22 protein-coding genes and 2 pseudogenes are annotated in these 26,973 nt (G+C 45.2%); 11 read left to right on the top strand and 13 right to left on the bottom strand.

The window, feature by feature from the left end; translation table 11 throughout:
- Positions 1-151: 151 nt before the first annotated feature.
- Positions 152-1,228 carry an ATP-dependent 6-phosphofructokinase gene (locus tag RIC07_RS03630; protein WP_446393312.1) on the bottom strand — a complete coding sequence of 359 codons (1,077 nt, stop codon included), beginning with the start codon at positions 1,226-1,228 and terminating at the stop codon, positions 152-154.
- A 510-nt stretch (positions 1,229-1,738) separates the two neighbouring features.
- Here RIC07_RS03630 and RIC07_RS03625 point away from each other — a divergent pair.
- From RIC07_RS03625 to RIC07_RS03615, 3 genes and pseudogenes are all read left to right on the top strand, one after another.
- A pseudogene (locus RIC07_RS03625) lies at positions 1,739-2,134 on the top strand (TIGR01457 family HAD-type hydrolase); the annotation flags it as partial.
- Positions 2,135-2,476: 342 nt separating this feature from the next.
- A complete protein-coding gene (locus tag RIC07_RS03620) occupies positions 2,477-2,605 on the top strand; it encodes a ribbon-helix-helix protein, CopG family (RefSeq protein WP_446393311.1) in 129 nt (42 codons plus the stop codon).
- A gap of 90 nt (positions 2,606-2,695) precedes the next feature.
- Positions 2,696-3,088: pseudogene (locus RIC07_RS03615) on the top strand (HAD hydrolase-like protein); the annotation flags it as partial.
- A gap of 161 nt (positions 3,089-3,249) precedes the next feature.
- Here RIC07_RS03615 and thrC read toward each other — a convergent pair.
- Positions 3,250-4,368, bottom strand: a complete 1,119-nt coding sequence (gene thrC / locus RIC07_RS03610; RefSeq protein ID WP_446393310.1) for a threonine synthase — start codon at positions 4,366-4,368, stop codon at positions 3,250-3,252.
- 24 nt (positions 4,369-4,392) lie between these two features.
- On the opposite strand from thrC, the gene RIC07_RS03605 reads away from it, so the two are divergent.
- The gene (locus tag RIC07_RS03605) at positions 4,393-4,542 is read left to right on the top strand and encodes a hypothetical protein (protein ID WP_446393309.1); all 150 of its coding nucleotides are present in this window, start codon (positions 4,393-4,395) and stop codon (positions 4,540-4,542) included.
- A gap of 51 nt (positions 4,543-4,593) precedes the next feature.
- On the opposite strand, the gene RIC07_RS03600 is transcribed toward RIC07_RS03605, so the two are convergent.
- On the bottom strand, positions 4,594-5,988 hold the full coding sequence (locus RIC07_RS03600) for a DEAD/DEAH box helicase (protein ID WP_446374853.1): 1,395 nt from the start codon (positions 5,986-5,988) through the stop codon (positions 4,594-4,596).
- A gap of 115 nt (positions 5,989-6,103) precedes the next feature.
- Complete coding sequence (rimO, locus tag RIC07_RS03595) at positions 6,104-7,441, bottom strand: 30S ribosomal protein S12 methylthiotransferase RimO (protein WP_446393356.1); 1,338 nt, start codon at positions 7,439-7,441, stop codon at positions 6,104-6,106.
- A 537-nt stretch (positions 7,442-7,978) separates the two neighbouring features.
- Here rimO and btpA point away from each other — a divergent pair.
- Together btpA and RIC07_RS03585 are read left to right on the top strand one after the other, a co-directional pair.
- Positions 7,979-8,830, top strand: a complete 852-nt coding sequence (gene btpA / locus RIC07_RS03590; RefSeq protein ID WP_006101966.1) for a photosystem I biogenesis protein BtpA — start codon at positions 7,979-7,981, stop codon at positions 8,828-8,830.
- 57 nt (positions 8,831-8,887) lie between these two features.
- Entirely contained in the window at positions 8,888-9,862 is a 975-nt protein-coding gene (locus RIC07_RS03585) for a vitamin K epoxide reductase family protein (protein WP_446393308.1), read from the top strand.
- 37 nt (positions 9,863-9,899) lie between these two features.
- Here the strand turns inward: RIC07_RS03585 and RIC07_RS03580 are convergent, their stop codons facing one another.
- Positions 9,900-10,325 (bottom strand): DUF1824 family protein, encoded by a 426-nt coding sequence (locus RIC07_RS03580; protein ID WP_446393307.1) that lies wholly within the window; start codon positions 10,323-10,325, stop codon positions 9,900-9,902.
- A gap of 261 nt (positions 10,326-10,586) precedes the next feature.
- Here RIC07_RS03580 and RIC07_RS03575 point away from each other — a divergent pair, with 261 nt between their 5' ends.
- From RIC07_RS03575 to RIC07_RS03555, 5 genes are all read left to right on the top strand, one after another.
- Positions 10,587-10,781: a hypothetical protein gene (locus RIC07_RS03575; RefSeq protein ID WP_446393306.1), complete on the top strand. Its 195-nt coding sequence runs from the start codon at positions 10,587-10,589 to the stop codon at positions 10,779-10,781.
- Positions 10,782-10,888: 107 nt separating this feature from the next.
- Positions 10,889-11,776 carry an inositol monophosphatase family protein gene (locus tag RIC07_RS03570; RefSeq protein ID WP_446393305.1) on the top strand — a complete coding sequence of 296 codons (888 nt, stop codon included), beginning with the start codon at positions 10,889-10,891 and terminating at the stop codon, positions 11,774-11,776.
- A 207-nt stretch (positions 11,777-11,983) separates the two neighbouring features.
- Positions 11,984-13,345 (top strand): D-alanyl-D-alanine carboxypeptidase, encoded by a 1,362-nt coding sequence (locus RIC07_RS03565; RefSeq protein ID WP_446393304.1) that lies wholly within the window; start codon positions 11,984-11,986, stop codon positions 13,343-13,345.
- 591 nt (positions 13,346-13,936) lie between these two features.
- Positions 13,937-14,149 carry a hypothetical protein gene (locus RIC07_RS03560; protein WP_446393303.1) on the top strand — a complete coding sequence of 71 codons (213 nt, stop codon included), beginning with the start codon at positions 13,937-13,939 and terminating at the stop codon, positions 14,147-14,149.
- An 18-nt stretch (positions 14,150-14,167) separates the two neighbouring features.
- Positions 14,168-14,593 (top strand): type II toxin-antitoxin system VapC family toxin, encoded by a 426-nt coding sequence (locus tag RIC07_RS03555; protein ID WP_446393302.1) that lies wholly within the window; start codon positions 14,168-14,170, stop codon positions 14,591-14,593.
- Positions 14,594-14,625: 32 nt separating this feature from the next.
- On the opposite strand, the gene RIC07_RS03550 is transcribed toward RIC07_RS03555, so the two are convergent.
- From RIC07_RS03550 to RIC07_RS03515, 8 genes are all read right to left on the bottom strand, one after another.
- Complete coding sequence (locus RIC07_RS03550) at positions 14,626-16,941, bottom strand: pentapeptide repeat-containing protein (protein WP_446393301.1); 2,316 nt, start codon at positions 16,939-16,941, stop codon at positions 14,626-14,628.
- A gap of 300 nt (positions 16,942-17,241) precedes the next feature.
- Positions 17,242-19,377 carry a pentapeptide repeat-containing protein gene (locus tag RIC07_RS03545; RefSeq protein ID WP_446393300.1) on the bottom strand — a complete coding sequence of 712 codons (2,136 nt, stop codon included), beginning with the start codon at positions 19,375-19,377 and terminating at the stop codon, positions 17,242-17,244.
- 356 nt (positions 19,378-19,733) lie between these two features.
- A complete protein-coding gene (locus tag RIC07_RS03540) occupies positions 19,734-20,381 on the bottom strand; it encodes a GTP-binding protein (RefSeq protein WP_006102094.1) in 648 nt (215 codons plus the stop codon).
- Positions 20,382-20,538: 157 nt separating this feature from the next.
- Positions 20,539-21,093 carry a protoglobin domain-containing protein gene (locus RIC07_RS03535; RefSeq protein ID WP_446393299.1) on the bottom strand — a complete coding sequence of 185 codons (555 nt, stop codon included), beginning with the start codon at positions 21,091-21,093 and terminating at the stop codon, positions 20,539-20,541.
- Positions 21,094-21,547: 454 nt separating this feature from the next.
- A complete protein-coding gene (locus tag RIC07_RS03530) occupies positions 21,548-23,557 on the bottom strand; it encodes a tetratricopeptide repeat protein (protein WP_446393298.1) in 2,010 nt (669 codons plus the stop codon).
- 252 nt (positions 23,558-23,809) lie between these two features.
- A complete protein-coding gene (locus RIC07_RS03525; protein ID WP_446393297.1) occupies positions 23,810-24,352 on the bottom strand; it encodes a GTP-binding protein in 543 nt (180 codons plus the stop codon).
- A 283-nt stretch (positions 24,353-24,635) separates the two neighbouring features.
- A complete protein-coding gene (locus RIC07_RS03520) occupies positions 24,636-25,301 on the bottom strand; it encodes an MIP family channel protein (protein ID WP_446393296.1) in 666 nt (221 codons plus the stop codon).
- A 354-nt stretch (positions 25,302-25,655) separates the two neighbouring features.
- Complete coding sequence (locus RIC07_RS03515; protein ID WP_446393295.1) at positions 25,656-26,027, bottom strand: roadblock/LC7 domain-containing protein; 372 nt, start codon at positions 26,025-26,027, stop codon at positions 25,656-25,658.
- Positions 26,028-26,973 lie beyond the last annotated feature (946 nt).

The following is a 26,973-nucleotide window of genomic DNA, read 5'->3' as shown; positions in this document are numbered from 1 at the left end:
CCTAATAAATTCCTGGGTTCTCGCGCAATAATGCTTGGATAAGCGGTAATTTTGAATAGTTTGCTCCAGCTTGCGTCAACTGAACCTTTATGGGGTACTTAGACAAAAAATTGTGCCAGAAACTGTCTAAGTACCGCCGTTAGGGTGTCAATTAAAAATCACCAATATAGGTGTCGAGGGCTCTAGCTGTTTCCACTAGGGGATGATGGCGATCTACCAAAATCGGACTGTTGCTAGTTACCTCATCAATGGGAATACTCACAACAACTCCATTTTGCCAAGCGACCATTTTTTGATAGTCATCCTTGGCAATTAAATCGACAGCCACTTTACCAAAAGAGGTGGCTAGTAAGCGGTCTAAGGCTGAAGGCGCACCACCCCGTTGAACATGACCTAAAACCGTCACCCGCGCTTCAATCGTATCCCCGCTGAAGTGAGAAATCTGATCCGCGACATAATCTCCAATCCCCCGTAATCGAATCTCACCCTGGGAGTCTGTGTAGTAGCGTTCTTGACCCTCAATGGTTTTCGCCCCCTCAGCCACAACCACGATCGCAAAGCGGCGATTCCAGCGATCGCGCAGGTCGGTGATATGCTTACAAACACCACTAATGGAATAGGGAATTTCCGGGATCAGGATTACATCAGCACCGCCAGCAATCCCGGCATTTAGGGCTAGATGTCCGGCTTCGCGCCCCATCACCTCAACCACCATCACGCGATCGTGACTAGCGGCTGTATAGGAGAGGCGCGATAGGGCATCAACAATGGTGTTCACCGCCGTATCGAAACCAACGGCTAAATTCGTGAACGCCACATCATTATCAATCGTCTTGGGAACACCCACAATATTCATATTCCCTTTATGGGCAAGCTGGTTCATAATAGCCAGACTCCCGTCACCACCAACAACAATTAGGGCGTCCAGACCTAATTTCTGATAACCAGCAATAATCTGCTCGGCTTGAGCCTCGGTATCCCCTTTATTAATTGAACCGAGGATAGTACCACCCGTACTCAGGAGTGGGTCAATTCCCCGACTATCTAGACCATGAACATTCAGTGAGACTGATTTGCCTTCCAATAAACCTTGGGTGGCGTAGGGAATGCCTAAAACTTCCCAATCATAGCTCAAGGTAGCATGTCTAACGGCAGCGCGAATGACCGCGTTTAATCCGGGACAGTCACCGCCACTGGTGAGTAGACCAATCCGTTTGCGAGTTTCCATAGGTCAATCTCAAGTTGTGTTCTATTGTGGATAGTTTTTAACGAAGGCTGTTTGATGCATCACATCCAGATTTACTCCCCAGACAGTCTGACAACACCTTGAAACCACAACTACAGTTTTGCTGTTACGGGAATGAGGATCAAGCTGAATTAGGATTGAGCGCCAGTCCGATTGAGTGATGCAGTTGTGGCACTCGTCTCTTGAGAGTCGTTTGTCTCAAAAACGCTTGATCAGCAGTAAGTCTAGGGTAGTCAGCCTCAAACCCTGTTGGCAAACATGGTTCTCAATCCCCTCATAGCAAAAAACCTCAACCCTTGCTGAGATCTGTAAACATCTAGTCCAAGATAGCCAATTTTCTTTGATCTGAGAGTATCAAGCAGCACTGCGGTTGGGAAACATGGTGATTGAGGAGTCGTGATTGGTGATGGGCAAGACCAATATCTTTTCTCCACCCAGGCTGGTATCATCGTTGTTGATTCTGACGTCAAGGCTTTTGAGTCCCTGGTTTCCATGAATGAGCTACGCGGCAAACAGGCATTTATCTGTGATATGGATGGCGTGATTTACCACGGCAACCGCTTACTGCCAGGAGTGGAGGCATTTTTGGACTGGTTGAAGGCGTCGGACAAGAAATTTTTGTTTCTCACCAATAGTAGTGAGCGATCGCCTCGGGAGTTGCGGGAGAAGCTAAAACGGTTGGGCGTAGAAGTCCCAGAAGAACATTTCTACACCAGCGCCTTGGCAACGGCGGCATTTTTAGCTCAACAATGTCCCGGAGGAAGTGCATTTGTGATTGGGGAAGCGGGGTTGACAAATGCGCTGTATGATGATGGGTTCTCGATGAACGATACCAACCCGGATTATGTGGTGGTGGGCGAGACGCGCAGTTTTGACTTCTCCACGCTTTGAAAAACGTGGATTCTGAGACGTTGTTCAGTGACGGGTTAAAACCGCATCACTTCGCTTTATCTCTCAGCTTAATTTTACTTAAGCTTTGGCGCAGTCAACACGCCCTATCCACCTCGACCCTTCGACCAAGCTCAGGGCTGTATGGATACTTTGGTATCTTCCAACCGTGAAGATTTTACGCACCAACGGCTATATATCTATACTTCTTGGTGCAACCCTATATCTTCAGTTGTCGTGGTTCAGTGACTTAGCCAACACGTTTGTTTTTGGAGTTTCTCATCCTATGCTGCTAATATAATCTCATATTAGCACAAATATGGGATTATACAACGATACAACTTGAGGTTGTCAGACAAAGAGTATGAGGCGCTCAAAAGACTATCAGCAAGCACCGAAAGGTCAATAAACGAGCTAATCAGGGAGGCTATTCGACAATATGCCGGAGTCAAACAGGACACATTAGGTTAAAACCTTGTCGAAGCTTTCATCCCCCGGTTAAACTTGCCCTCGAACGAAGTGAAGTGAAGGGACACGGGGGTTCTCAGCCTCGGTTTTGATAGCTTTGAGAAGTTAGAACATGCAGCGCAGTTGGTGATTAACGGGGCAAAACTGATTGGTACAAATCCCGACTTAACCAGACCGAGTGAGAAAGGAATTGTGCCAGCGACAGGGGCGTTAATTGCACCCTTGGAACTGACGACGGGGGCGAAAGCCTATTTTGTTGGGAAGCCAAATCCCCTAATGATGCGTCATGCTCTGAAGAAGTTAGGCTGTCGTCGCGAGGATACAGCCATCATTGGCGATCACATGGACACCGATATCATCGCCGGAATTGAATCAGAAATCGAGACGGCGTTGGTGTTATCCGGAGTCACCCGCCAAGAGAATTTAATTCATTTTGCCTATCGTCCCCATTATATTTTGCCAGGAGTGGGGGATTTAGTCCCTTGATTAGACTAAACCTAGATCGCAATTGATCAACCGGACATGATATAGTACCAAATTAGGGTTAGCTATCCCCGTTATAATCCAGTCCGCGCAGGCGGACTACCCTTCGGGAAGGCTTCGCATACATTTGTGTAGCAGCGATTTCAATCGCCGTAGCTTACTATTCACGTTGAACTGAATCCCATCACATCAGCGACGGCGGTGGTGGTTGGCTCAATTCCCCGCTGTAATTGGTTGTTGCAGTGTTGAATAGCTGTATCTGGATCTTTTAAACCATTCCCTGTCAACACACAAACCACCGTTGCTCCCGTGGGAACTTGATCTTTCACTTTCAATAACCCCGCCACCGATGCAGCGCTAGCGGGTTCACAAAATATTCCTTCTTTTGATGCCAAAAGGCGATAGGCTGCCAGAATTTCCTCATCGGTAACGCTATTAAACTGTCCCTGACTGGCATCTTTTACCGCAACAGCTTTCTGCCAACTGGCTGGATTACCAATCCGAATCGCGGTAGCGATTGTTTCCGGATGCGCCACTGGTTCACCCAGAATTAACGGCGACGCGCCAGCCGCCTGGAATCCCATCATCCGAGGTAAGCGATCGCACTTCCCATGTTGATGATACTGGCAAAAGCCCATCCAGTACGCCGTAATATTCCCGGCATTTCCCACCGGAATACACAGCCAATCTGGGGCATTCCCTAAATTATCAACAATTTCAAACGCGCCCGTTTTTTGACCTTCCAATCGATAGGGATTAACCGAATTCACCAACGTTACCGGATAATTTGCCGCTAACTCCTGGACAATCCGTAAACAGTCGTCAAAATTCCCCTCAATTGCCAATACCTGCGCCCCATAAACCAATGCCTGCGCCAACTTCCCCAGGGCGACATAGCCATCCGGAATTAACACAAACGCTTGCATATCCCCCCGAGTCGCATAAGCCGCAGCCGAGGCAGAGGTATTCCCCGTACTGGCACAAATAACCGCCTTTGCCCCAGCTTCCTTTGCTTTAGAAATCGCCATGGTCATACCCCGGTCTTTAAAGCTACCTGTAGGATTAAGACCATCATATTTAACCAATACCTTGACTCCCTTACCCACCGCTTCTGAAAGGGCAGGGGTAGGGATCAGAGGCGTATTTCCCTCCAAAAGAGTCACTACGGGAGTTGAGGCGGTGACGGGTAAATAAGACCGATAGGTCTCAATTAGACCCGACCATTGACAAGGCTTGGCAAAGGTATCTGTAGTTTGAGGAATATTGGTAGCAGACAGAGTCATGTGATTTCTTTCTGAATTTTGGTCATGACAAATGACCCGAAAAAACGTTTGAGTGACCAGACATGCCACAGCACATCTGTAGGGGCGGGTTTAACTATTATCGCGGCTTGCCACCCAGATGTCACTAAACCCGCCCTAACTAAGTGCAAGAACTCTTGGACAAATGACGAATAACATAAGACAAATTCATCCCACGCTGATTAAACATGGGATGAACTCAATCAATTACCGAGAACGGTTATGAGTGACCGATTCTTTTGATTTGTTATTACGACGCTTCACCAGTTTCGGACGTTCTACTTTGTTATCCACCTCGATGGCGGCTAACTCCGGTTGCGTGTGATCATAGACCATTTGCAAGGCGGCGGCAGCGATCGCGTGGGGATCGTATTCTTCACTCAACTCCCGTACAATCGGCAGGAATGATGCCATCCGTTCGCCAGCCAGTGCCTCGCGTAACTCGTCTTGCAATTTCTCCAAGCGCCGCGCTTCAATTTGCGATCGCGTGGGAATCCGAGACACCTGTAAGTTCTGCCGGACTTTCCGTTCAATCTGGTGCAGTTTGCGCCGTTCAAAGGGTTGAATCAAGGAAATCGCGGTTCCGGTTTTCCCGGCACGACCAGTACGACCAATTCGGTGAATATAACTTTCCACCTGATCCGGCAGGTCGTAATTAATCACATGGGTGAGATGATCCACATCCAGACCCCGTGCAGCAATATCCGTTGCCACCACCCAACGCACCTGACTCTGGCGGAATCGGGACAACAAGCGCTCCCGTTGGCTTTGGCTGAGGTCGCCATGATACTCATCCACACTATGACCAGCCGCTTGTAACTGACTGGTGAGTTCCGCTGCTGACCGCCGCGTCCGCACAAAAATTAGGGCGGCTTCGGGGTCTTCCAGTGCCAAAATTGGCTGTAGGGCTTTGGACTTTGAACACCCACGGGGGATCATATAAACCCGTTGCTCAATCCGTGCTGGGGTAGCTTTGGGTAGTTCCACGGTTACCGTCACCGGGGATTTGAGGAACTGATTGACTAAATCCCGAATTGCCTTCGGCATTGTTGCCGAAAAACAGGCAGTCTGGCGTTCTTTCGGGGCTTGCTTGAGGATTTTCTTGACATCATCGATAAAGCCCATGCTCAACATTTCATCGGCTTCATCTAAGACCACCCATTTGACTTGATCTAATTTGAGATCTCCTCGATCCAGCAAATCGATCACTCGTCCTGGCGTCCCGACAACCATTTGAGCATTACGTTGTAACAGACGAATTTGGCGATCAATGGATTGTCCTCCGTAGACGGTGACTATACCGACACGGCGATTGCTGGTCAAGTCCCGAATGGCATCTGCCACTTGTCGGGCTAATTCCCGTGTTGGGGCAAGAATTAAGGCTTGTACGCCTCGGGCATTAGTATCTATCTGTTCCAACATCGGCAAAGAAAAGGCAGCGGTTTTCCCTGTACCGGTTTGAGATTGAGCGACCACATCTCGCCCTGCCAACAGTTCTGGAATGGCTTGAGATTGAATTTCCGTTGGTGTATCAAAACCTAATTTTTCCAGTTGATGGAGGCACTCTTCAGATAAGCCCAGATTATTGAATGAAAGGGTCATAATTTAACGGTTGTTGTGAGTGTTTCGTAATGGTTAAGGTCAGTCGTCAGTGATCAAGAGTCTGGGTTAAGGAGTTGGCAATCGCCAATACTCCCTTACCCTGAATCGACTCGAGTTAACCGACAACTAACAGTGGACTAGGGACTACAGAACCATAGAGGTCATAGATGCCAGCATCGGTGATTTCTACTTCCACGATGGTCCCCAAGGGGGCTTCGCCTTGGACGTAGACTAATCCATCGACCTCGGGGGCAAATCGAGCTGAGCGACCGATCCGTTTTCCGGTTGAGGGGTTCTCTTGCTCAATCAGAACGTCAACGATCTTGCCCACTTCACCTTGGTTTTTCTTCAACGTAATCGGCTGTTGAATTGCCATCAGCGTCTGGCGACGCTCCTCCATGACGGCTTGGGGCACTGGATTGGGCAAGTTGTAGGCTGGTGTACCCTCTTCGGGAGAAAAAGTAAAGACACCAACGTGGTCAAACTCGTGATGCTGGACAAATTGCAGCAAATGGTTAAAGTGCTGCTCTGTCTCGCCAGGAAACCCGGCGATAAAGGTAGTCCTCAGCACCGCATTCGGCAAGGCGGCTTTAATCTGATCAATAATCTGATCATTCACTCGCCCTTGCCAAGGACGGTTCATTGCACGCAGGACTTCTGGATGGGAATGCTGTAGGGGTAAATCCAAGTAAGGCAGAACATTAGGCGTTTCCTGAATTGCTGCCATCACTGGCTCGGTTAAACCGGTGGGATAGGCATAGTGCATCCGAATCCAGGGGATATCCACCTTACCTAATGCCCGCAACAGTTCAGCTAACTTGGGTTCTCCATACAGATCGACGCCATAGTTGGTTGTGATTTGAGAAATGAGGATTAATTCCTGCACGCCTTGGGACGCCAATTGTTCAGCTTCCGCCACAATTGATTCAATCGTTCGCGATCGCTGGTTTCCCCTCAGATACGGAATAATGCAGAAGGCGCACCGATAGTTACATCCTTCTGCTACTCGCAGGTAAGCGACTCCTTCTGAGGTTGTGCGATAGCGCGGCGTTGTTTCATCCGCAATATAGGTGGGTTCGGCTGAAACGGCTTTGACCCGTTCTCCTGCTTCTACCCGTTCTATCACTTCGACGATATTTTGATAATCGCCCGTTCCGACTACAGCTACAGCTTCTGGCAATTCTGCCAACAATTTCTCTTGGAAATGTTGTGCCATGCAGCCAGCAATAACAATTTTCTTATTGGCTTCTGCTAGCTCAACTAACGTGCGAACCGATTCTGTCCGCGCTGCCTCTATGAAGCTACAGGTATTTACAATAACATACTCGGCTAAATCTTCGTTGCTATCGACTGGGTAGCCCGCTTGAACCAGCAGACCCAGGATATGCTCCGTATCAATACGATTTTTTTCACAGCCTAAATGAGAAATGGCAATGGTTGGCTTGTTGCCCATGCGGTTATCTACTACAATCGGCACTAGAGTGGAGTAGCGCTTGATTTCCAGCGCTCCTAATCAGTAAGCATGAGTCGTGAGCAGTTCCCTGTAACCGTTCTGGAGAGAATGCCTCCAGAGTTCAGGCTGATTCAATCCTGATCACTTAATTTTTTCCCAGCTTTACTCGATTCATAGGGGCATAGTCTTAGAGTTTACCCACGCTCCACCAGTCCGGATGTTCTTTGGTTGCTCTAGTTTAACCCCGTTACTTATTTATATAAAATTTTATTAATATATGCAATACACTCGGTAACTTAATCTAACTTGACGCTTGACTGGGGGAAGGGCGACTATTAGCGAGCGTCGGCTGACGTTACCCTACTTAGCGGTTGGTGCTTAAGAATTAGGCGATGGTTAGGATTCTGAGAGATTTATGCTGTCATTTACCATGGTATATCCAATTTGTCAATCCATCGAATTCGTTAGATAGAGAGTCTCTGTGGTTGTCAAACCTGAGTATATTCAAATTCTTGTGAACGGTTTTCAGGTAGATACGTGAACTTACAACAAATTTTCAAAACACCCAATCCCATCATTGGCGTTGTGCATCTGTTACCCCTGCCAACGTCTCCCCGTTGGGGAGGGAGTTTAAAAGCGGTGATTGATCGAGCCGAACAAGAGGCGACAGCACTGGCATCAGGGGGAGTTGATGGGGTAATCGTGGAGAATTTTTTTGATGCTCCCTTCACCAAAAACCAAGTCGATCCCGCTGTCGTCAGTGCGATGACCTTAATTGTGGGACGGTTGATGAATTTGGTCACATTACCCGTGGGGATCAACGTGTTACGCAATGATGCCCAAAGCGCGATCGCGATCGCCAGTTGTGTCCGTGCCCAGTTTATCCGGGTGAATGTTCTCACCGGGGTTATGGCAACGGATCAAGGATTGATCGAAGGACAAGCTTACGAACTGTTGCGGTATCGCCGAGAACTCGGTAGTGATGTGCAAATTTTAGCCGATGTCTTGGTTAAGCATGGACGCCCCTTGGGATCACCGAATTTGACTACGGCGGTACAGGAAACCATCGAACGAGGGTTAGCTGATGGCGTCATCCTCTCTGGATGGGCAACAGGTAGTCCTCCCAGTCTCGAAGACTTAGAACTCGCCTCAGCCGCCGCCAATGGAACGCCTGTATTTATCGGTAGCGGTGCCAACTGGGAAAATATTCCCACCTTGATGCAAGCCGCCGACGGGGTGATTGTGTCCAGTTCCCTGAAACGACGGGGGCGAATTGAGCAACCCATTGACCCGATTCGCGTTAGTCAATTTGTGGAAGCGGTACGACGTGGTGTTAACACGACAGCGTCGCCGAAACCCATGTCTTCGGTCAAGTTACATTCTAAGTAGGAGTGAGCCATAAATTTCTCGCTTATTCCTGAAATTGTTAGTGCTGATAGACAAATTATGAGACGCCGACGTTCTGCTCCCTGGATTCATCGCCACTCCCGCCCAATCATTGGTGCGATCGCGATTCTTGGTGCGTTAGATACGGCTTACCTTACCTTGGTGGAAACTGGGGTATTTAAAGAAGCCGTATGTCCGACAGGCGAGTTCATCAACTGTCAAGCTGTCTTAAGTAGTAGTTATGCTTGGCTTTTTGGTGTACCCCTAAGCTTGTTTGGCTTTTTAGCCTATACTGCGATCGCCGTATTTGCCTTTGCCCCTCAACTGGTCAAATCCTCAGATAACAAAGACTTTCGCCGACAAGTAGACGATGGCAGTTGGCTGCTGATGTTTGCTGGCTCAACCGCCATGGTTATCTTCAGTGGCTACCTTGTCTATCTCATGTCCGTTGTTATTGGGGCATTTTGTATCTATTGCCTGGTATCCGCCTTCTGCTCCATCGCCCTATTCGTGCTGACGATTATTGGGCGTGAGTGGGAAGATGTGGGACAACTGTTTTTCACGGGCATTGTTGTCGGTATGGTAGCGCTGATTGGCACCTTGGGTGTCTATGGCATGAGTGGTGAACAGACAACGGCTGGCGGAGCAGACGGCGGCGTGATTCCTCAGGTATCTACTGCGCCTAAAGCCCCCTACGGCTGGAAAATAACCACCACCTCTGGCGAAGCGGAAATGGAACTCGCTCGTCATCTTACCGCTGTTGGTGCTAAAAAATATGGTGCGTTTACTTGCCCCCATTGCCACGATCAAAAGGAGTTATTTGGCAAAGAAGCCTTTAGCGAAATCGATTATATCGAGTGTAATCCGGCTGGGAAAAATCCGCAGCCTAAACTGTGCCAAGCAGCCGGAATACAAGGGTATCCGACTTGGGAAATCAATGGTCAGTTGTATCCTGGGGTTCAGAGTTTGGAAAAATTGGCAGATTTAACCAACTACCAAGGAAAACGCGACTTTAAGTATCGATTGCCTCGTTGAGAACTGTAGAGACGTTGCATGCAACGTCTCTACACGGTTAATCCGACAACGCAAATAAATCGAGGGGGAGATGACCATACATTTCATTAATACCCCCTTCAAAGGAAGATTGGCAGGATACTAAAACACCACGATGCTCACCCGTATAGGAATCGATATAACACAATCCTGAATTGCCGTTATATTTGATATACACCGCTCCCTCAATCGGAGTCAGGTCAAGATTCGGTTGATACCCTAAAGCTTGAGCATAAGTTTTGAGCGCTGATAAACCTTGAGCGGCTGTATCCGCGCAAATACCAAAAATTTGATAATCTGAATGTTCGGCAAGTAACGCTAAGGCTTGCCGCAGTTTCTCTTTTTCGGAGTCTGAAACCACAGGTTGACTCTCAATACAGTTGAAGGGTTCGAGAAGCGCTTGAGCGTCTGAGATACTGAGAGGGGTAGAGTTTTGGGTAGACATAACTGGCGATGACACTAACGTGATCGATGATATAGCAAAAGGCTCCAAGGCAGAGGGTTCCAAGGTAGAAGGAGTGACAAAAGCGGATTTGGTATCACTTCAACATGATATTGATCACTCAATTTATGTAAAACTAATCACATTTTTTTTGGTTTATTATCACAAATTATCAGAGATATCGATCAAGATTTAGTAAACCTTTTTACGTAAAAATAATATTTATACATAAAAAAACATCAAAAGAAAAGATCTGCAAGATTTATGAATACTTGTCCCTGCTGCTCCCATCCCTTACTCCGGCACATTAGCCACCATCGCCTCTACTGGTTCTGTTCACACTGCTGGCAGGAAATGCCCAGCGTTGATACCACTCATCGTCAACCTGTCCAAGAACTAGAGCGGCTATTTAATCTGCCGACTGTCTCCAGTAAGACTAAATTAGTCAGTCGCCTGTAGTACATATATACTAAATTTATGCCCATCAGTCCCGGTAATATTTACCGTTCATGGCGTATTACCGGAAAGATTAAGGGTATAGATCTCCGCAGAGGAGTTCTTTAATTATGGATTACTTAACCATCTGTTCATCAATTGCCGCAAATCTAGCCACTTTTTTAGACAATCTCCCTTACCAACATCAGTCAATCATCAATGGAAAAGCGAAACATGAAATTGATTGTCAGGCGAGTGAAATTGTCCGCTCTTGTTTAGCTGACTATCCCATTAACCTTTATCTCGAAGGAGAACATCCAAAGCTCAATCCTCACGCGAACTATTCTATATTTGTCGATCCAATCGACGGGACATCCAACTGGTTACGTCAAGTGGGTGACCCGTCTTTTGTTATGGCGATCGCGGCAAAATCATCCGACGTCACCTTAGGGGATCTCGATTTTGCTTATGTGCAAGGATTACGATCCGGAGATTGCTACTATGGGACTCAGACTGCTGCTTATTTTCAAAACGCTCACAGTCAAGACTACACTCAGATTTACTGTCACTCTCAAGTCTCCCTAGAGGACGCGATCGCCTACTTACGTCCAGGCTATCATCGGGCAAAAGAAGCCTTGAGCGGCAGTTTCCCCTTATGGTTATGCTGTCAAGATATTCGCTCAGTTGATAACTCAGCCATGGAATTTTGTGAAATCGCCCGAGGCGCTGCTGATTTCATGGTCGAATGTCGTCATGTTTCGGATAATTATAATTTGCTCGCCTATCCAATTTTAAAAGCAGCCGGCGGTTATCTGGTTGATTTTCGCGGCAATTCTCTGGAGTCTCTCAGTCTGGAATCGGAATATATTGTCGATTATGTTGCCTGTGGTTCTGGCTATCTATTACGAGAGATTCTCCATATTATTCAACGTTGGGAGCAAAACCACGAAAAAAGTTTCCGTAGTTTTTTAGGGGAAATTGAGCGGGAAAACCAAGCTTGCGGAAGTCAAATTGCTTGATTAGTCATTTGTCATTTGTCATTTGTCATTTGTCATTTGTCATTTGTCATTTGTCATTTGTCATTTGTCATTCGTTGTTCGTTGTTCGTTGTTCGACAACAGTCGGGTGGATGAGTGCTGATAGTTGCAGGGATAAATCTTGTACAGGAGTGTAGTACAAGTTAAATTAGGAAGCTATAATCGAGAACTCCTAATTTTTTATATAAAATGCTCAAACCCCTGTCCTTGACGACTGCACTATCCCTAACTCTCCTAACCGTTACAGCCGGATGTTCCCCTCAATCTAATCCCTCCCAACCTTCCGCCAACGAAAACGAGATCGATAGTGTCTCAGTCGCCGAAAGTCCAGCAGAAGCGGAATTGGCGCAAAAACCAGCGATTCCTTCACTCGCTTCCCCGGATAATCCCAATCCGGCGATTCAAGCGCAAATTGAGCAGTACATGAATGGTTTAGCCGCCAAAGGATTTGCTCAGGAAAATCATGGGATCTGGATTCAAGCGGGGGATACTCTGCTAGCGAATTATCAAGGTACTGTTCCCTTACCGGCGGCTTCTATCACCAAAGTCGCCACCTCCCTAGCTGCATTACAAACCTTTGGTCCCGATCACCAATTCATCACCCTCATCGGCGCAACGGGTGCTGTGGAAAACGGGGTTCTCCAAGGAGACTTAGTGATTGAAGGGGGAGACGATCCATTCTTTGTCTGGGAAGAAGCGATCGCTCTCGGTAATCTCCTGAATCAGATGGGTATTCAGCAGGTAGCGGGGAATTTAATCATCACAGGCAAATTTTACATGAACTTTGAGTTTGATCCACTCAAATCAGGGACTCTTCTCAGACAAGGATTAAATAGTCAACTTTGGACTCCCGCCGCCCAAACCCAATATCAAACTTTACCCCCAGACACCCCCAAACCACAAGTTGCGATCGCGGGTTCGGTACAAGTTTCCCCCACCCCTCCTAGCAACGTCCAACCCCTGATCCGCCACTATTCCTTCCCCCTGGCTGAACTGATCAAAAAAATGAATCAATATAGTAATAATAAAATGGCGGACATGCTCGCCAACTCCGTCGGGGGAGCGAATGTTGTCGCCCAACAAGCCGCCGCCGCCGCAGGCGTTCCTCAAGCTGAAATTACGTTAGTTAATGGTTCTGGATTAAGCGATCAAAACAAAATTTCTCCCCGTGCGGCTTCCGGTTTATTTCTCGCCATTGCCCGATATCTTCAACCTTATAATATGAGCCTTGGCGATGTCTTGGCGGTTGTTGGACAAGATGAAGGTATTTTAAACGAACGTCCACTTCCCCCATTCGCTATTGTTAAATCCGGAAGTTTAAATAATGTCAGCGCTTTAGGCGGAGCTTTACCCACGCAGCAGCAGGGAATTATCTGGTTTTCTACGATGAATAGGGGTTACAACCTGGAAGGATTTCGCGCCCAACAAGAAACACTGCTGCAAAGTTTTATGAGCCAGTGGGGAGCCGTTCAATCATTACCCGAACCCTTACAACCCAATCCCGAACGAGCTAGTAAAACCTCTAGTAATGAAGTCCTCAATCCGGGTTAAGCTGTTTGGCATTTAAACCTTAATGTCAATAATGACGAAATCCTTGCCGTAGTGCGAGCATCTTGCTCGCTACATTAGTCGAAAATATAAACGCGATCGCGTTGCGTGGCTTTAAGCTGATTCCAGAAGGGTTCTGACTTAAACGGGTTCACAATTCCTTTATTTAATCTCCTGATTAATGAGAAAATTCACTCAATTTAGTCGGGTTGTCCTCCACTCAATGTGGTGGGTTACGGCGGATAGTTCATTGAACGGCTATGTGCCATCATTTAGTTCCCGCCTAACCCACCCTACAAATACTGGTACTTTATTTTTACGCAGCTCCCTAACAAAGGACAAATGACGAATGACAAATGACAAATGACAAATGACTAATGACAAATGACTAATGACAAATGACTAATGACAAATGACTAATGACAAATGACTAATTTTCAGATTGGTTAGGCAGTAAGGGATATGGAGGAACAGGATTTCGCCAGACATTGCGATCGCAGCCCATTTTTGGTGGCAAGGCTAATTTCGCCGTGATTCAGAGAAAGCGGGCTTGCTATAATACGGCAATAATTCCGAACTACCACCTCTTTAACTATGACATCCCAGCAACTTGACAACCGCTCTCAAGGTCTCGAAGCGCGAGTTGCAGCCTTAGAGTCAGAGCTAGTCCAGTTGAAGCAACTACTTGCTGGTTTGCTTCAGCAGGAAACTCCTTGGTGGATGAAAGTGGCAGGCAGCTTTGAAAATGATTCCACATTTGATGAAGCAGTTCGTCTGGGTCAAGAATGGCGGCAATCTGTTGAGTAGCTTTCCTAGCGCTTTACGATGTACATTCTCGACACCGATCATCTCAGTTTTATCCAGCGTAATGGGCAAGAGGGCAGACGCATTCTAGCAAAGTTGGCAACCGTTGAAGCAGCAGAGGTTGCCGTCACCATCATTACCTACGAAGAACAAGTTAGAGGTCGTCTCAGTGTAATATCTAGGGCAAAAACGTTAGACGAGCAGCTACTGGCATATCAAGGGCTACAACAGCTTTCAGATAATTATCGCTCGATTGTGGTCATTCCATTTAATCGTGATGCTGGTCTAGAACACCAACGCTTGAGAAAAACATATCCACGTCTGGGCAATATGGATCTAAAAATTGCCGCTATTTCTCTTGTGAACAATGCAATATTACTTACTCGCAATACATCAGATTTTGGACAAATTAAAGAATTGCAAATAGAGGATTGGTCAAGAGTATAAGTGATATACTTTACAACTAAATGGGAGATTCACTAATTGTCCGATTGGTTAGGCAATTTAGGCAATAAGGGATATGGAGGAACAGGATTTCGCCAGACATTGCGATCGCGCGATTTTAGCTGACTAAACTCAACCGTAGCTCCTCGCTGTTCTAATTCTCGCCCCTGAGCAGCAGATAAGCCCGCATTTTGCTTAAATATCGCTCCCTCAACTTTCACACCACTCAGATTAGCATTGAAAAGATTCGCGCCTGTGAGATTTGCCTGTCTCAAATCCGCATTCGTCAAGTTTACATGACGCAGAAACGTATGACTCAAATCGGCTCCCCTGAGATTTAAATGATTTAAATCAGCACGACTCAAATCAGCGCGACTCAGATTTGCCCCTTCTAAATTAGCATGACTGAGGATAGCACGACGCAATCGCACCTCCTTTAAATTGGCTCCCCTTAACATCGCCTGATTCAGTTGAGCATTGCTGAGATTCGCTTGGCTCAAATCGGCTCTGAATAGACTGGCTTCGCTCAGATTCACCTGTTCTAAAATCGCCCCGGCTAAAGTCGCTTGATCCAATTGGCTGCGCTGTAAGTCTGCACCTGTTAAGTTCGCCTGACTCAGGTTCGCCTCACTCAAATCCACCTCACTTAAATCCCCGTACTGGAGGCTAGTTTGTCGTAAATTGGCATTCTTGAGATTGGCACCCGTGAGAATTGCCTGATTCAAATTCCCATGACTGAGATCCGCCTGTTGAAGGTTGGTATGTCGCAGTTTCGCCCCAATCAAACTGGCGCGACGCAGATTAATGTTTTGCAAGTTTGAACGACTCAGATTGGCGTTATTTAGGTTAGCGCCATTGAGATTGGCAGAATTCAAGTCAGTAACCGTTAAATCAGCCCCCATGAGTATGGCACTACTTAAATTAGCACCCCCCAATTTAGCCAGACTCAAATTTGCCTCACTCAGATCAGCACTGCTGAGATTGGCTTCCCGCAAATCGGCAGCACTCAAATCACTATTGCGAATGTCAGCCCCCTTGAGATCACTCCCGCGTAGATTAGCGCCTTTCAATTGGCAGAAAATGCGGTATGCCTCCAACTCAGAAACCGCTGATTCGCCCTTCTTAATTTTGACGACATCAAATTGCACGTTTTCGGTATAAATGGCAAAGACAACATTGAAAATGTCCAAAAAATGAATAAAAAATCGACATTCTGTTTCCGGATATTTTTCGTAATAGCGAATTAGATTGGCAATACAATTATCTAAATGAGTGCGAACATAATTACACAATAAAATAATTTTGAGCAGGAGAATTACAATTGTCAGAGGACTACCTTGGCTGGTGAGAGTGATAAAGAGCGGGGAGGGCTCCTGCCCATTTTCTGTGGTTAAAAATTCCAAGGTGCGCCGACACGTCCGCAGTAATAACTCCATGGTCGTCGTTTCGTCATTGTATGACTCATAGAGCATCTCTAGTTTTTCGGTCAGAGTCCTTTTGAAAAAATCAATCGACTGATGAGGACTCGTTGAAAAGAGTAAATAGTCGAGTAATTTCTGCTTAAAGTCTCGATAAGTCAGCGTTTTGCTCTGCTGAACAAACACATCAGCCGTATGGGAATAACTGTGCAGAAACTTACGCGATATCAGTTGTTTGAGCAGACGAATGATTCCATTACCCAGTCGAGTGGGATTCGGGGGCGGTTCTTTTTTAAAGGTTGGCGAATTACAATGCACGGTGTACATTGCTAGCTCAAATTTAAACTTCTCTTTTAACCGTTTTGCCGTTTTCTTAGCTAATTCTCGCTGCTCAACTGGATTTTGAGAATCTAAATATTGCGGTAACAATAAATAATAAGCATAGCGATGACTCCACCCTCGACGTTCGGTACGGCTTGAGGTAAAGACTTTAAGTTCTTGATAATCCTGGCTTTCAATAAAATTAGCAATCCACGTTCTCAAACGATTCAGGGTCTGAGATACAGTAGATTTAACTGAGTCTACCTTAGCCAGCGTTTGAATCAACTCCTCTATCGAGTCTGATCGCCGACTTGCCAACCAATTGTTAATTAAAATATAGCAAGACCGCTTCAGAGTATTTCTGAATTCTTGCTCATTCTTTTGCTCAAGCAGCTCATACATTGAGCGAGCGACATCTGGATTTTGTGTACACTCACTGGAAAAAAATAACTGCTTAAAGTCCTGCAAAACAGTTTCAGGAGGGTCATTTTCCACTCGATCGAGTAGGAATTGAAAAATAACCTCCTGAGCTTGCTGAATCCGTTGCTGCTTTGATTCTCCATCAGCCGAAGAATCGATTTGCTGATTGTCTGGTATGATGCGCCCCTCCATAAAATAGGCAAAATCTGAGTTGGCTAATCCTGGTGGTTATCTGTCTCTACTGCTCCATAGCGGCGACAGTCTCTGCCTCTAGTTTAACCTTTTCCCAAAATATTCTTTATCGGAAACATTTATTGTAACCAAAATCCGTAGCATCTTGGGGAGCAGGAGTACAGGGGAGATAAAAGAGATGGGGGAGATGGGGAAGATGAGGGAGATGGGAGAGAGAATTTACAAAGGATGAATGACAAATGACCAATGACCAATGACCAATGACGATCCTCACCGTTAACTTTAAATTTTCCCATCTACTTATCCAAAAATTGCACCCTGTTGTTTGAGTTCTCGCTTCATTGGCTCAGAGAGTCCAGAATTATTTCCAAATCGAGTTCCCTTAACCTTCACATCCGTGAGATTTGCATTAAACAGGTTGGCACCAAGAAGATTAGCGTGATTGAGATTTGCACCCGTCAAATTGACGTGACGTAGCAAAGCTTTACTCATATCGCTTCTACTGAGGTTACTATTACTCAAATCTGTGCGAGTTAAGTTCGTTTTCTGAAGATTGGCATGACACAAACTGGCATAACTGAGATCCGCCCGATCCAAGTTAGCACTACTTAAATTGGCGTGGTTTAGCTGAGTCCAATTGAGTTGAGCGCATCTAAGATTAGCATCCCTGAGATCTACATCCTTAAGATTGGCTTTACTGAGATCAGCATTGCTCAGATCAGCATAGCGCAGGTTGGCATTCACTAGATTCGCAGAATTCAAGCTAGCCTTACTTAAGTCAGCACTACTCAGATCGGCTTGCTGGAGATTAGCACGACGCAGTTTAGCGCTCTTTAAAATTGCACAGCATAGATTAGCTTGTCGCAGGTCAGCACAACGTAGATTTGCTTCACTGAGACTCGCACCGCTCAAATTAGCATCTTGAAGTATCGCACCGCTTAACTCCGTGTGATCAAGCATGGCACCGCTTAAGTTTGTCTGACTAAGTTTGGCAAGACTCAAGTCGGCTTTGCTCAAATCAGCCCCCGCCAAATCAGCCTCCCGTAAATCTGCTGCTCTCAGATCCATATAACGGATATCTGTTCCTCTTAAATCAGCGTTCCGCAGATCCGTTCCTTTCAATTGGGAAAAGACGCGATAGTTATCAAGATCCATAACATAAGCATCTGGCTCATCGTCATTATCACTAAGTTTAACGATGTTATATTGAGTGTCTTCGGTACAAATAGCAAAAATAATCTTGAAAACTTCCAAGAAATTAATCAGCCACTGACAGTCTTTTTCAGTAGAATTTTCGTAATATCGAATTAATTGGGCAATACACACATCAAGATGCGTTTGAGCATATTTACAAATTAAAATAATTTTCAAGAGAATCACGACTAAGGTTAAAGGGTTGCCACGATTCGTTAACAAAATAAATAGAGTCGAAGGTTCTCGACCATCTTCAGTTGTTAGCACCTCAATCATTCGCCGACATGTTCGTAGTAGTAAGTCACCACTAATCGGTTTGAGATGATGATTTTCATAAAGACTATCTAATCGAGCAAATAAATACTGATCGAGTATTTCCGAATAAACGGGAGTGTTAATTAAAAACAACAAATACTTTTTTAAATCCTGTTTAAAGTCTTGGTAGTCTTTATTTGTAACATATTGGTTTAAATGATCAGCATAACTTCGGCAATTAACCAATAGTTGCCGAGAGCTTATTTTTTTAATCAGTTGGATGACGTGAGGACCTAGACGAGTTGGATTACTAATTTTTTTCTCGGAGTTAAAATTAGGAGAATCATATCGAGCCGTATACATGGCTAGATCGAACTTAAATTTTTTCCTCAGCCGTCTAGATAGATTTTTGGCAGTTTCTCGCTGTTCAATTGGATTGCGAGAGTCCAGATATTGGGGAACTAATAAATAAGATGTATACCGATGACTCCAGTGCTGTTGTTCGGCTTCAGATTCAGCCGTATAGGGAGCCGAAAATAATTTCAGTTCTTGATAATCGTGGCTATCAACAAAATTAGCAACATACCCTTTTAGCCGAGTCATGGAAGGGGATAGAGTTGTCGGCTTCAGCGGAGGATCACCAACTAAGTGAATCAGGTTTTGAATAAAATCATAACTGCGTTTTGAAGACCAGTTATTAATTAAGATATAACAAGATCGTTTTAAAGTATTTCTGAATTCTTTGTCATTTTTGCTGGCAATAATTGTATCAAGTGCCGTTTTTACATGAGGCTCACTCGGCTCTTTACCAGATATAAATAATTGGCGAAACTCTTGTAATACAGTTTCTGGGGGATTGTGATGAACAAGTTTGATCAAAAATTGATAAATAACCTCTTGAGCCTGCTGAATATTGAAGTCAGACCCAGAAATGTCCTCACCTGATAAATTCAATTGTTCGCCTTCTGGCAAGATGCGCCCCGTCATGATCCAAAAAAATGTTGATTTGAACTCTCTTCTTAGCCGAGCAGTATAGGGGTGTGCAGTGGGGCGGTCAGTACTGACCGCCCCACTGCACTAGCCAAATTTTGCCGACGGGAGAAGGAGCAACTGCGATCGCATAACTAAGTCAGCTAACCCTTGCTAAGACAAGTCTATTCTTCATCATACCTTAGTCTAGCTTTCTGGGACGTCACCCAAAAACGGCTATCCCTCCCAGCGTCTTGGCTGGGGTAGTAAGGATAGCCATTTTCTACTGTCTTCACCATTGATGGTTCAGGTTCAGACCAGATTCTTCGCTTCGCTCTCATCAGACAGGTTAGAACGCAACTTGGGATCAAATCCTATAGCCCTGATGAAAACTGTTGCTTGGGCCACTGATACTTCGTTCTTGACTTCAGGGGTTCAGCTTGACGACTACCTCCCACATTTCCCAAGGCTGCATTTCCTTTGCTCTTACTACTTTGTAACAACTGGTGAGCCATTAACACCATCAATGATTCAAAAACTGACGTTTTTTCATTAGGATTTAGTGTAACAATGGGCGGTCGGTTTTTGTCATTCATAAAGCCGAGGGCAAAGGCAACATGCTCTTGTCCCAAAGCGCCAGGTAAATCCATACAAGTTAGACCGATTATCATCGGAATTTGGACTCGGCTGTTCATAAACGAGATAATTTCGCGAGCATCATTGAAAGAGCTAGAACGATTGGCTGCCACCAGTAAAATATAGGCATGAGCGCGACGAATCAATAAATCCCACATAAAATCAAAGCGCGATTGACCGGGAGTCCCATAAACTTGTAACTCCATATCCCGACCTAAAATGCGTGTCCCGAAATCGAAAGCAACCGTTGTGCGTTTCTTCATTAGCGATGTGTTATCTGTCGCTTTGCGTTCTGTGTCAATTACTGTCGTTTGACTAAAGGTTCGTACAAACGTCGATTTACCAGCACCCACTGTTCCGGTTACGACAAGACGCATTGTTTCCATTATACTTTTCTCCGCAGTATTTCACCTAAGTTTATGAATGTCAGATCCGTTAAGCGAGTAACTTACTTACAGCACACCGCTGTAAAAAAATATAAAATTACCCGGAATTACACTACACCCGAAATTAATTAGCTAACCTTTAGTGTTGTCTAACCATTTAGACGGAACTGGCTCCGGCGGCAATGAGTCGCTTAAATAGACGTTCAGTCCAGCCTGTTTCTTGAAGTACGGCGGCTGAACTGACTTCAATGTAGGCTTGCTCAATGAAGGCTAAATCGATCATACAAATTCGACTGAGTGCTTCTTGCAGTTCAGCAGGTTTGTCATTGGCTTTGAGTCGTTTGTCTATATCTCGTATCACCGTTGCCATCGCCGGAACAACATGTTGAGGTCCGATGCCAATTCGCACATGTACTAAGCCAATCCGCCAACGACGTTCAGCATAAGCATTACCCCAGTCATCCATACCCGTAAACATTTCGTAGAACCACTGAATAAAGGTTTCCCGGAGCCGATGGATGCGATCAGGTGTGTGATTTAAAATGGCATTCATTTCTGGATCGCTGCCTAAGTAGGCGTAGAACTGTTCGGCTACCTCTGGTGCAATTTCTTTTCCCCAATCAGCCTGGGATTTCAAGAGGGATTTATCGGTTTCAGTGAAATGAATCCGATATTCCATCTTTTGCAAAAAATCATAAGCGTTCAGGGTCATATTTTTCTCTGATCTGGATTTTAGGGTAAGTGTCAAAATAGAGTCTTCTCTAGTTTTAGCAATTTTTCTAGAGTATTGTCTGCTTGTTTTATGATAAAAGTATGAATATTTGCAATTAGACGAAGACGTAAGCCAAAGGGCAGACGGTTTATGATTGGCACATAAGTATCTGGACAGAATTTCTGTCCGCTGTACTAAGAAATGTTAAATAGTCGGACAAAAGAAAACAGCACGCCCACGCTTGTTTTGTAAACAAGCCTCAAACCCTTACTGTTCCCTGTTCCCTGTGACACACCGAGCGTGTTACCGAGCGCAGTTCGACTAGGCTCACTGACCGTCGAGGTAAGCGTTCGACTGAACTTCGACAGGCTCAGGGGTCCGCGCTCACGCCGAAGTCCGAGGTGTTCACTAATCTCAACCATTAACGTCCATTGTGCTTCCCGACTTCGATGGTTCACCCCCTTAGCATAACGATAGACACAATCAAACTAATCACGAGAATAAATGCGCTCCCCCAATACAGAATCAGACGCTGAGACTGAGGCGTTTGAGCGGGAGAATAGGTTTCAACGCTTTGTCCTTGAATCGACTTTAACCATTCAGCGACTCGTTGAAACTTGGGTAAGTTTGGGTCAAGTTTGGTCAACGAATCTCGCCATAATCGAATAGCTGGTATTGGTTGATTATCGCGAGCATAGTAAATGCCCATATTGGCTAATGTCTGACCTTCTCGGTTGCGATCGCCTAATTCCTTGAAAATGGACAGACTCTGCTGATAGCAATCGATCGCGTTTTGGTTCTGCTGTTGCTGAAAGTACACATTCCCCAGATTATTCAACGTCTTCGCCATTCCGGGGCGATCGCTCAACTCCTTAAAAATACCCAGACTCTGCTGATAGCATTGATTTGCCTTCTCCCATTGACCCGCTAAGGAATACACATTCCCCAAGTTAATCAGCGTCTGCGCCTCTTTGTCGCGATCGCCTAATTCTCGGCTGGCTGCCAACGCCAATCCATGAGTGCGTTCCCAGTCTTTCCAATACCCATGAGTATTAAAGAAGTTGACCAAATTCTGAGCGAGGGACACCACCACATCCCATACCTCCGCTTGATGCGCCCACTCCACCGACGCCAGTATATTAGGTCGCTCAATTTCAAACCAGTATAGAGCCATCAACAGCGAATGACGCTCGGTAGACCATTGATCTTTATCCTTATCCTTCTTATCCTTAACCAAGGATTGGACAAACTGGCGACGAGTTTCTGGATTAATTGCTAAATCCACAATGAGAGCCTTTTCCAAATACCAGCGACTCAGCCGCAATCGAGCCGCTTGTCGGACATCAGCAGCTTCCTCCTGTGCTAGCTGTCCTCGGACAAACAGGCGCACCACATCATGGAAGCGGTAGCGCCCTGGTGTCACTGGCGTGACAAGCTGCCATGCCACCAAGGTATCAAAGGATTGCTGGGCAATGATCGGCTCAACCTCTAACAACTGGGGTACAACATCAGCCGTAAAATTGACACCGACTAAAAGTCCCAGTAAGCGGAACAAACGCGCCGAGGGTTCATCCAGTGACTGATAACTCAGCACCAGGCTGGGGCGCACCGACAAATCACTCAGCTGCATTTTTGTCAGTCGCTGTTTTTCATGCTTCAGCTTGCTCACATAATCCGCCAGTTTCCAGTCGGGGAATTGGCGCAGAAACCCGCCTGTAATTCTTAGCGCCAACGGCAGATAATTGCACTGAGCCATAATCTGTTGAGTAGCGTCTGGTTCAGCCGCGATCGCATCTGCACCAATAAAATTTTCCAACAGCGATCGCGCCTCGGGTTCGCTCATCACTGGTAACTTAACAATCGTCGCTTCCTCCAACCCCTTAATCTGGCGGCGAGTCGTCATTAGCACCGCACAAGTGGAACATTGGGGTAGCAAAGGACGAATCTGAAACTCATCGCGGGCGTTGTCCAGGATAATTAAGACTCGTTTCCCGGCAATCACCGAATGATACAGTTGAGAACGTTCACTCAAACTTTGAGGCATTGACCGATCCTCCACACCCCAAATCCGCAGAAACCCCGCGAGTACATCTAAGGGGTCGAGAGGTTGCCCTTCACTGCCACGCAGGTTGATATAAAGTTGAGCATCGGGAAACTCAGATTGTAACTGATAAGCCGCTTGCACCGCTAAAACCGATTTGCCCACACCCGCGACACCCGTGACAATTGCGATCGGCGTCTGGTATTCTTGACCGGAGGTTGCCCGTCTTAGCACACTGGTGATACATTCGAGTTCCTCCTGACGACCCGTAAAATCAGCCAGTTGCAGCGGTAACTGATAGATCGAAATAGGCTGAATCAAACTTTCTTGATAAATCTGCTTGGCGTGACTGGGTTTAACTGTCACTGCATCTTGCACTAGACCATGAAAGTGTAGTTCATACCTTGATTTATTTCCACTCATGAATTGCTCCAATGGTTTATCGCTAAACATCATGACTACTCTGGCTTAGTTACCCTGAATATAAGCGGCGTATAAATTTAATCTTACGGGGAATACAGACGGATAGCGGTCTATTTAAATGAACCGTATTTTACGCTAATAAAAACATAGGCGATCCTTTAAATATATCCTGACTCAATTTTTTGTAAACCGCCATATCTAAGCATTAGATTACTCAAAATTTTTCTTAAATTATATCTCCAATAAATAAATTTATTTTCCGTCAATCTCCCCCAAGATAATAGATTTAAGCTTCATTACCACTTTAAGTACAGAGGTTTTATTCATTGGATCAACCGTCATCACGATTGGGGATTTTTCTTTATCCAGATAATCTAAAGCATCGATAATTTCTGCTACAGACCTGGCATTTGGACAATCGGTATGAGTTATACCAACGATCATGGGGATTTGTACGCGCTGATGCATATAGACAAGAATCTCGCGAGCCGATGGAAGATCGTCCGGACGGTGGGCTGCCACTAACAGAATATAACCCTCAGCTCTCTTAATTAATAAATCCCACATGAAATCAAAGCGAGATTGACCAGGAGTGCCGTAGATATGCATTTCCATTTCCGGACTGAGGATCAGACGGCTAAAGTCAAAGGCAACAGTCGTTTGTGGTTTCAATAAGGATGTGGAATCAGTTGATAAACATTCGGTTTCTATCAAATTCTTCTCACTAGCGGTTTTCACAAAAGTAGATTTGCCCGAACTAACAGGTCCAGCGACAACGGCTCGTAAAGTTTTCATAGATTTTTTATACACCACATTAGCGTAAGTTATTGAATCAATCAATTAGTTGTAGCGACATTTTCTAGTTAAGTATATAATTTTACAAGTCGCTAAAAAGCCCGAGTAAAATTTATTAAACTAACTAAAAAATATCTAATCTACACAGTCAAATAAATCAGGCTTTAATTAAGCCAAATTTAGTTTAACGATTTGGCGGCTGTAGGAGCGATCCGCTGAGATTAATAAACACCTGAAGTTCACTCCATTTACTCGGATCGCCCGCTGCTGAGGTAGACAAGTTTTAAGATTTTGCCAAAGTGAGTTCGTACAGTAAAGCCGCTGCAGCTCCCCCTAATAAAGGACCCACCCAATACACCCAAATATTACTAAGTCCTCCGCCTAATAAAGCTGGTCCTAAATGTCGTGCTGGGTTCATCGCCCCCCCACTTATGGGACCTCCTGCGAGAATATCTAAGGCTACGGTTAAGCCAATAAATAAGCCCCCAACTTGGGGAGCGCGAGGATCAATGGCGGTACCGAAGATAACAAACACTAAAAAAAACGTCAGAAAAAACTCCATCGCCACTCCAGCAATTGGACTAATTCCTGATCCCAGTGCTGGCGTCCCCATACTGACGGCACTGAGAACCTGAATGGGAATACTCAGTTTGATCAGACTAGCGGCAAAAATCGCACCTAAACACTGGAAAAGAACATATCCACCCGCATTTTTGGGATCAATTTTACCGGTTAGCAATGCTCCAAATGTCACGGCGGGATTGAGATGTCCACCACTGACGGCGGCTGTGGCGCTAACCATAACCGCAATGGTTAATCCATGAGCTAGAGCGATACCCGTTAGTCCGGCGCTTCCTTCGGTGATATGGTTTGCCGCGATCGCGCCGACTCCAATAAAGATTAAGGCAAACGTACCAATAAATTCGGCAATGAACGCTTTCCATTTCATCGCTGTAACTTCTCCTACAGTACATCGTTTGAGTTGACTGATTGATAAACGTTGGGTTAATTTGATGCTGCCAACGAGTCCAGTCCTAGATGTTTTTTGATTGATGTCCCTGTACTGGAGATGCAATACCTTGATTTACACTGAGTCAGTCAACCCATGTTTAACTCAGGTTAAAACCCATCGTTTCTGAAAATAGTTGTGCTGACTTACTTGAAAAATCATTGTAATTTTCATTTATATCCACTTATTAATTGAGTTAAAAAACTAACCCAGGCTACATCTTAGCTTCAGATTTGGATGATGAAAATTACAATTTTTTCACTAGATTAGTCTATTTATCAATGGACTAAATGACTACCTCATCGCCACTTTCAAGTCATCAACGACACGCTGAATCTCTAACTGTAAGACACCCTGTTTGGCATCTTTTCCGGCGAGGACGATTAAAACAGCATCGTTACTACAACTGGTCAAAATGCTAAACCCTTCGCCACTGGCAACGCTGATTTGATCCATGCCACCCTTCGCAAGTTCAGCTCCAACTTTCTCGCCCAGAGACAGCATCGTAGCTGACATGGCAGATACCCGCACATCATCAATACCACCGGGTAAACTGGATGCAAGTGGCAAACCATCTGGAGTTACCACGGCAGCTCCCTCAACATCAGAGATTTTCGAGACAAAATTGTGCAAAATACGGGTCATTTTGTCAGAATCAATCGGCATGTTTTTGCTCCTAATACATTTTAAGGATTCAGATTTAGTCACGGGGTAGTCTAAGACTTATGAAACAAACGTTGTTTGTTCCTTCCAATTCATCTTTCTGTCTAAGTAAGATAATATCCGGTTTCTTTATATAAATTTTTATTGAAGATGTCCAGATTTTATGGAAAATTATTGAATTCATGACCGTCCTGTATTTGGTAACTTTAATTACCAAATATACGTAGTCAATCTTTGCTATGCTGTCATGGATTTAAATTGAGTATAGGTAGTGAGCAAGATGCTCTCACTACAACAATAATTTCGCAGTTCTTGACATTAAGGTTTAAATGCTGAACAGCTTAAAACACTATATATTTTTGAAGCCCAGACTCCTTATTTGCAAAGATTGCAGGTCAAAAAATAAATGCATAACCCATTAAGTGACCTAGAAGAGATCAACTCTTTGGTCAATGAGGGGGTCGCTTATATTTACCAATTTGCACTAGCTAGAAAATTTTATTACTTGAGAAATTGAGACTTATAGGAAGTACCTGGACATAAAGTTGGTCGCTGTACTCAGAAATATTAACACCCCTCAAATCCTTACTGTGGGAGCATCCCAAGTTGGTACGTTGGCTCTTCAAAGGGGGGATAAAATCCTTGCAATTGCGTTACTTTAGGTAATGCCTTGTCTACAACAGGATACTCCCCTTACTGCTCCCTGTTCCATCCTCATCTCAACCGTTAACTTGAATAAAAGTCCGACTACTTATATGCCTCTAACAAGCTGTATCGTATCTAAAGCCTAAGGCGATAACTGGATAATTGCCAACCCAGTTAAGTATTTGTTTTTTAGTTAAAACCAGAAAAAGTTTTTATTTATCATTGATATAGCACTACGCACACACGTTAGGACATCCCCATCTCCCCCATCTCCCCCTCACCTCACCACTTATTCAGCAGCCCC

Origin of the sequence: Coleofasciculus sp. E1-EBD-02, assembly GCF_040218245.1 — a bacterium.
In the GTDB taxonomy this organism is placed as follows: Bacteria; Cyanobacteriota; Cyanobacteriia; order Cyanobacteriales; family Coleofasciculaceae; genus Coleofasciculus.
The sequence above is the reverse complement of the archived record's forward strand: the minus strand, read 5'-3'. Positions and strand labels throughout refer to the sequence as shown.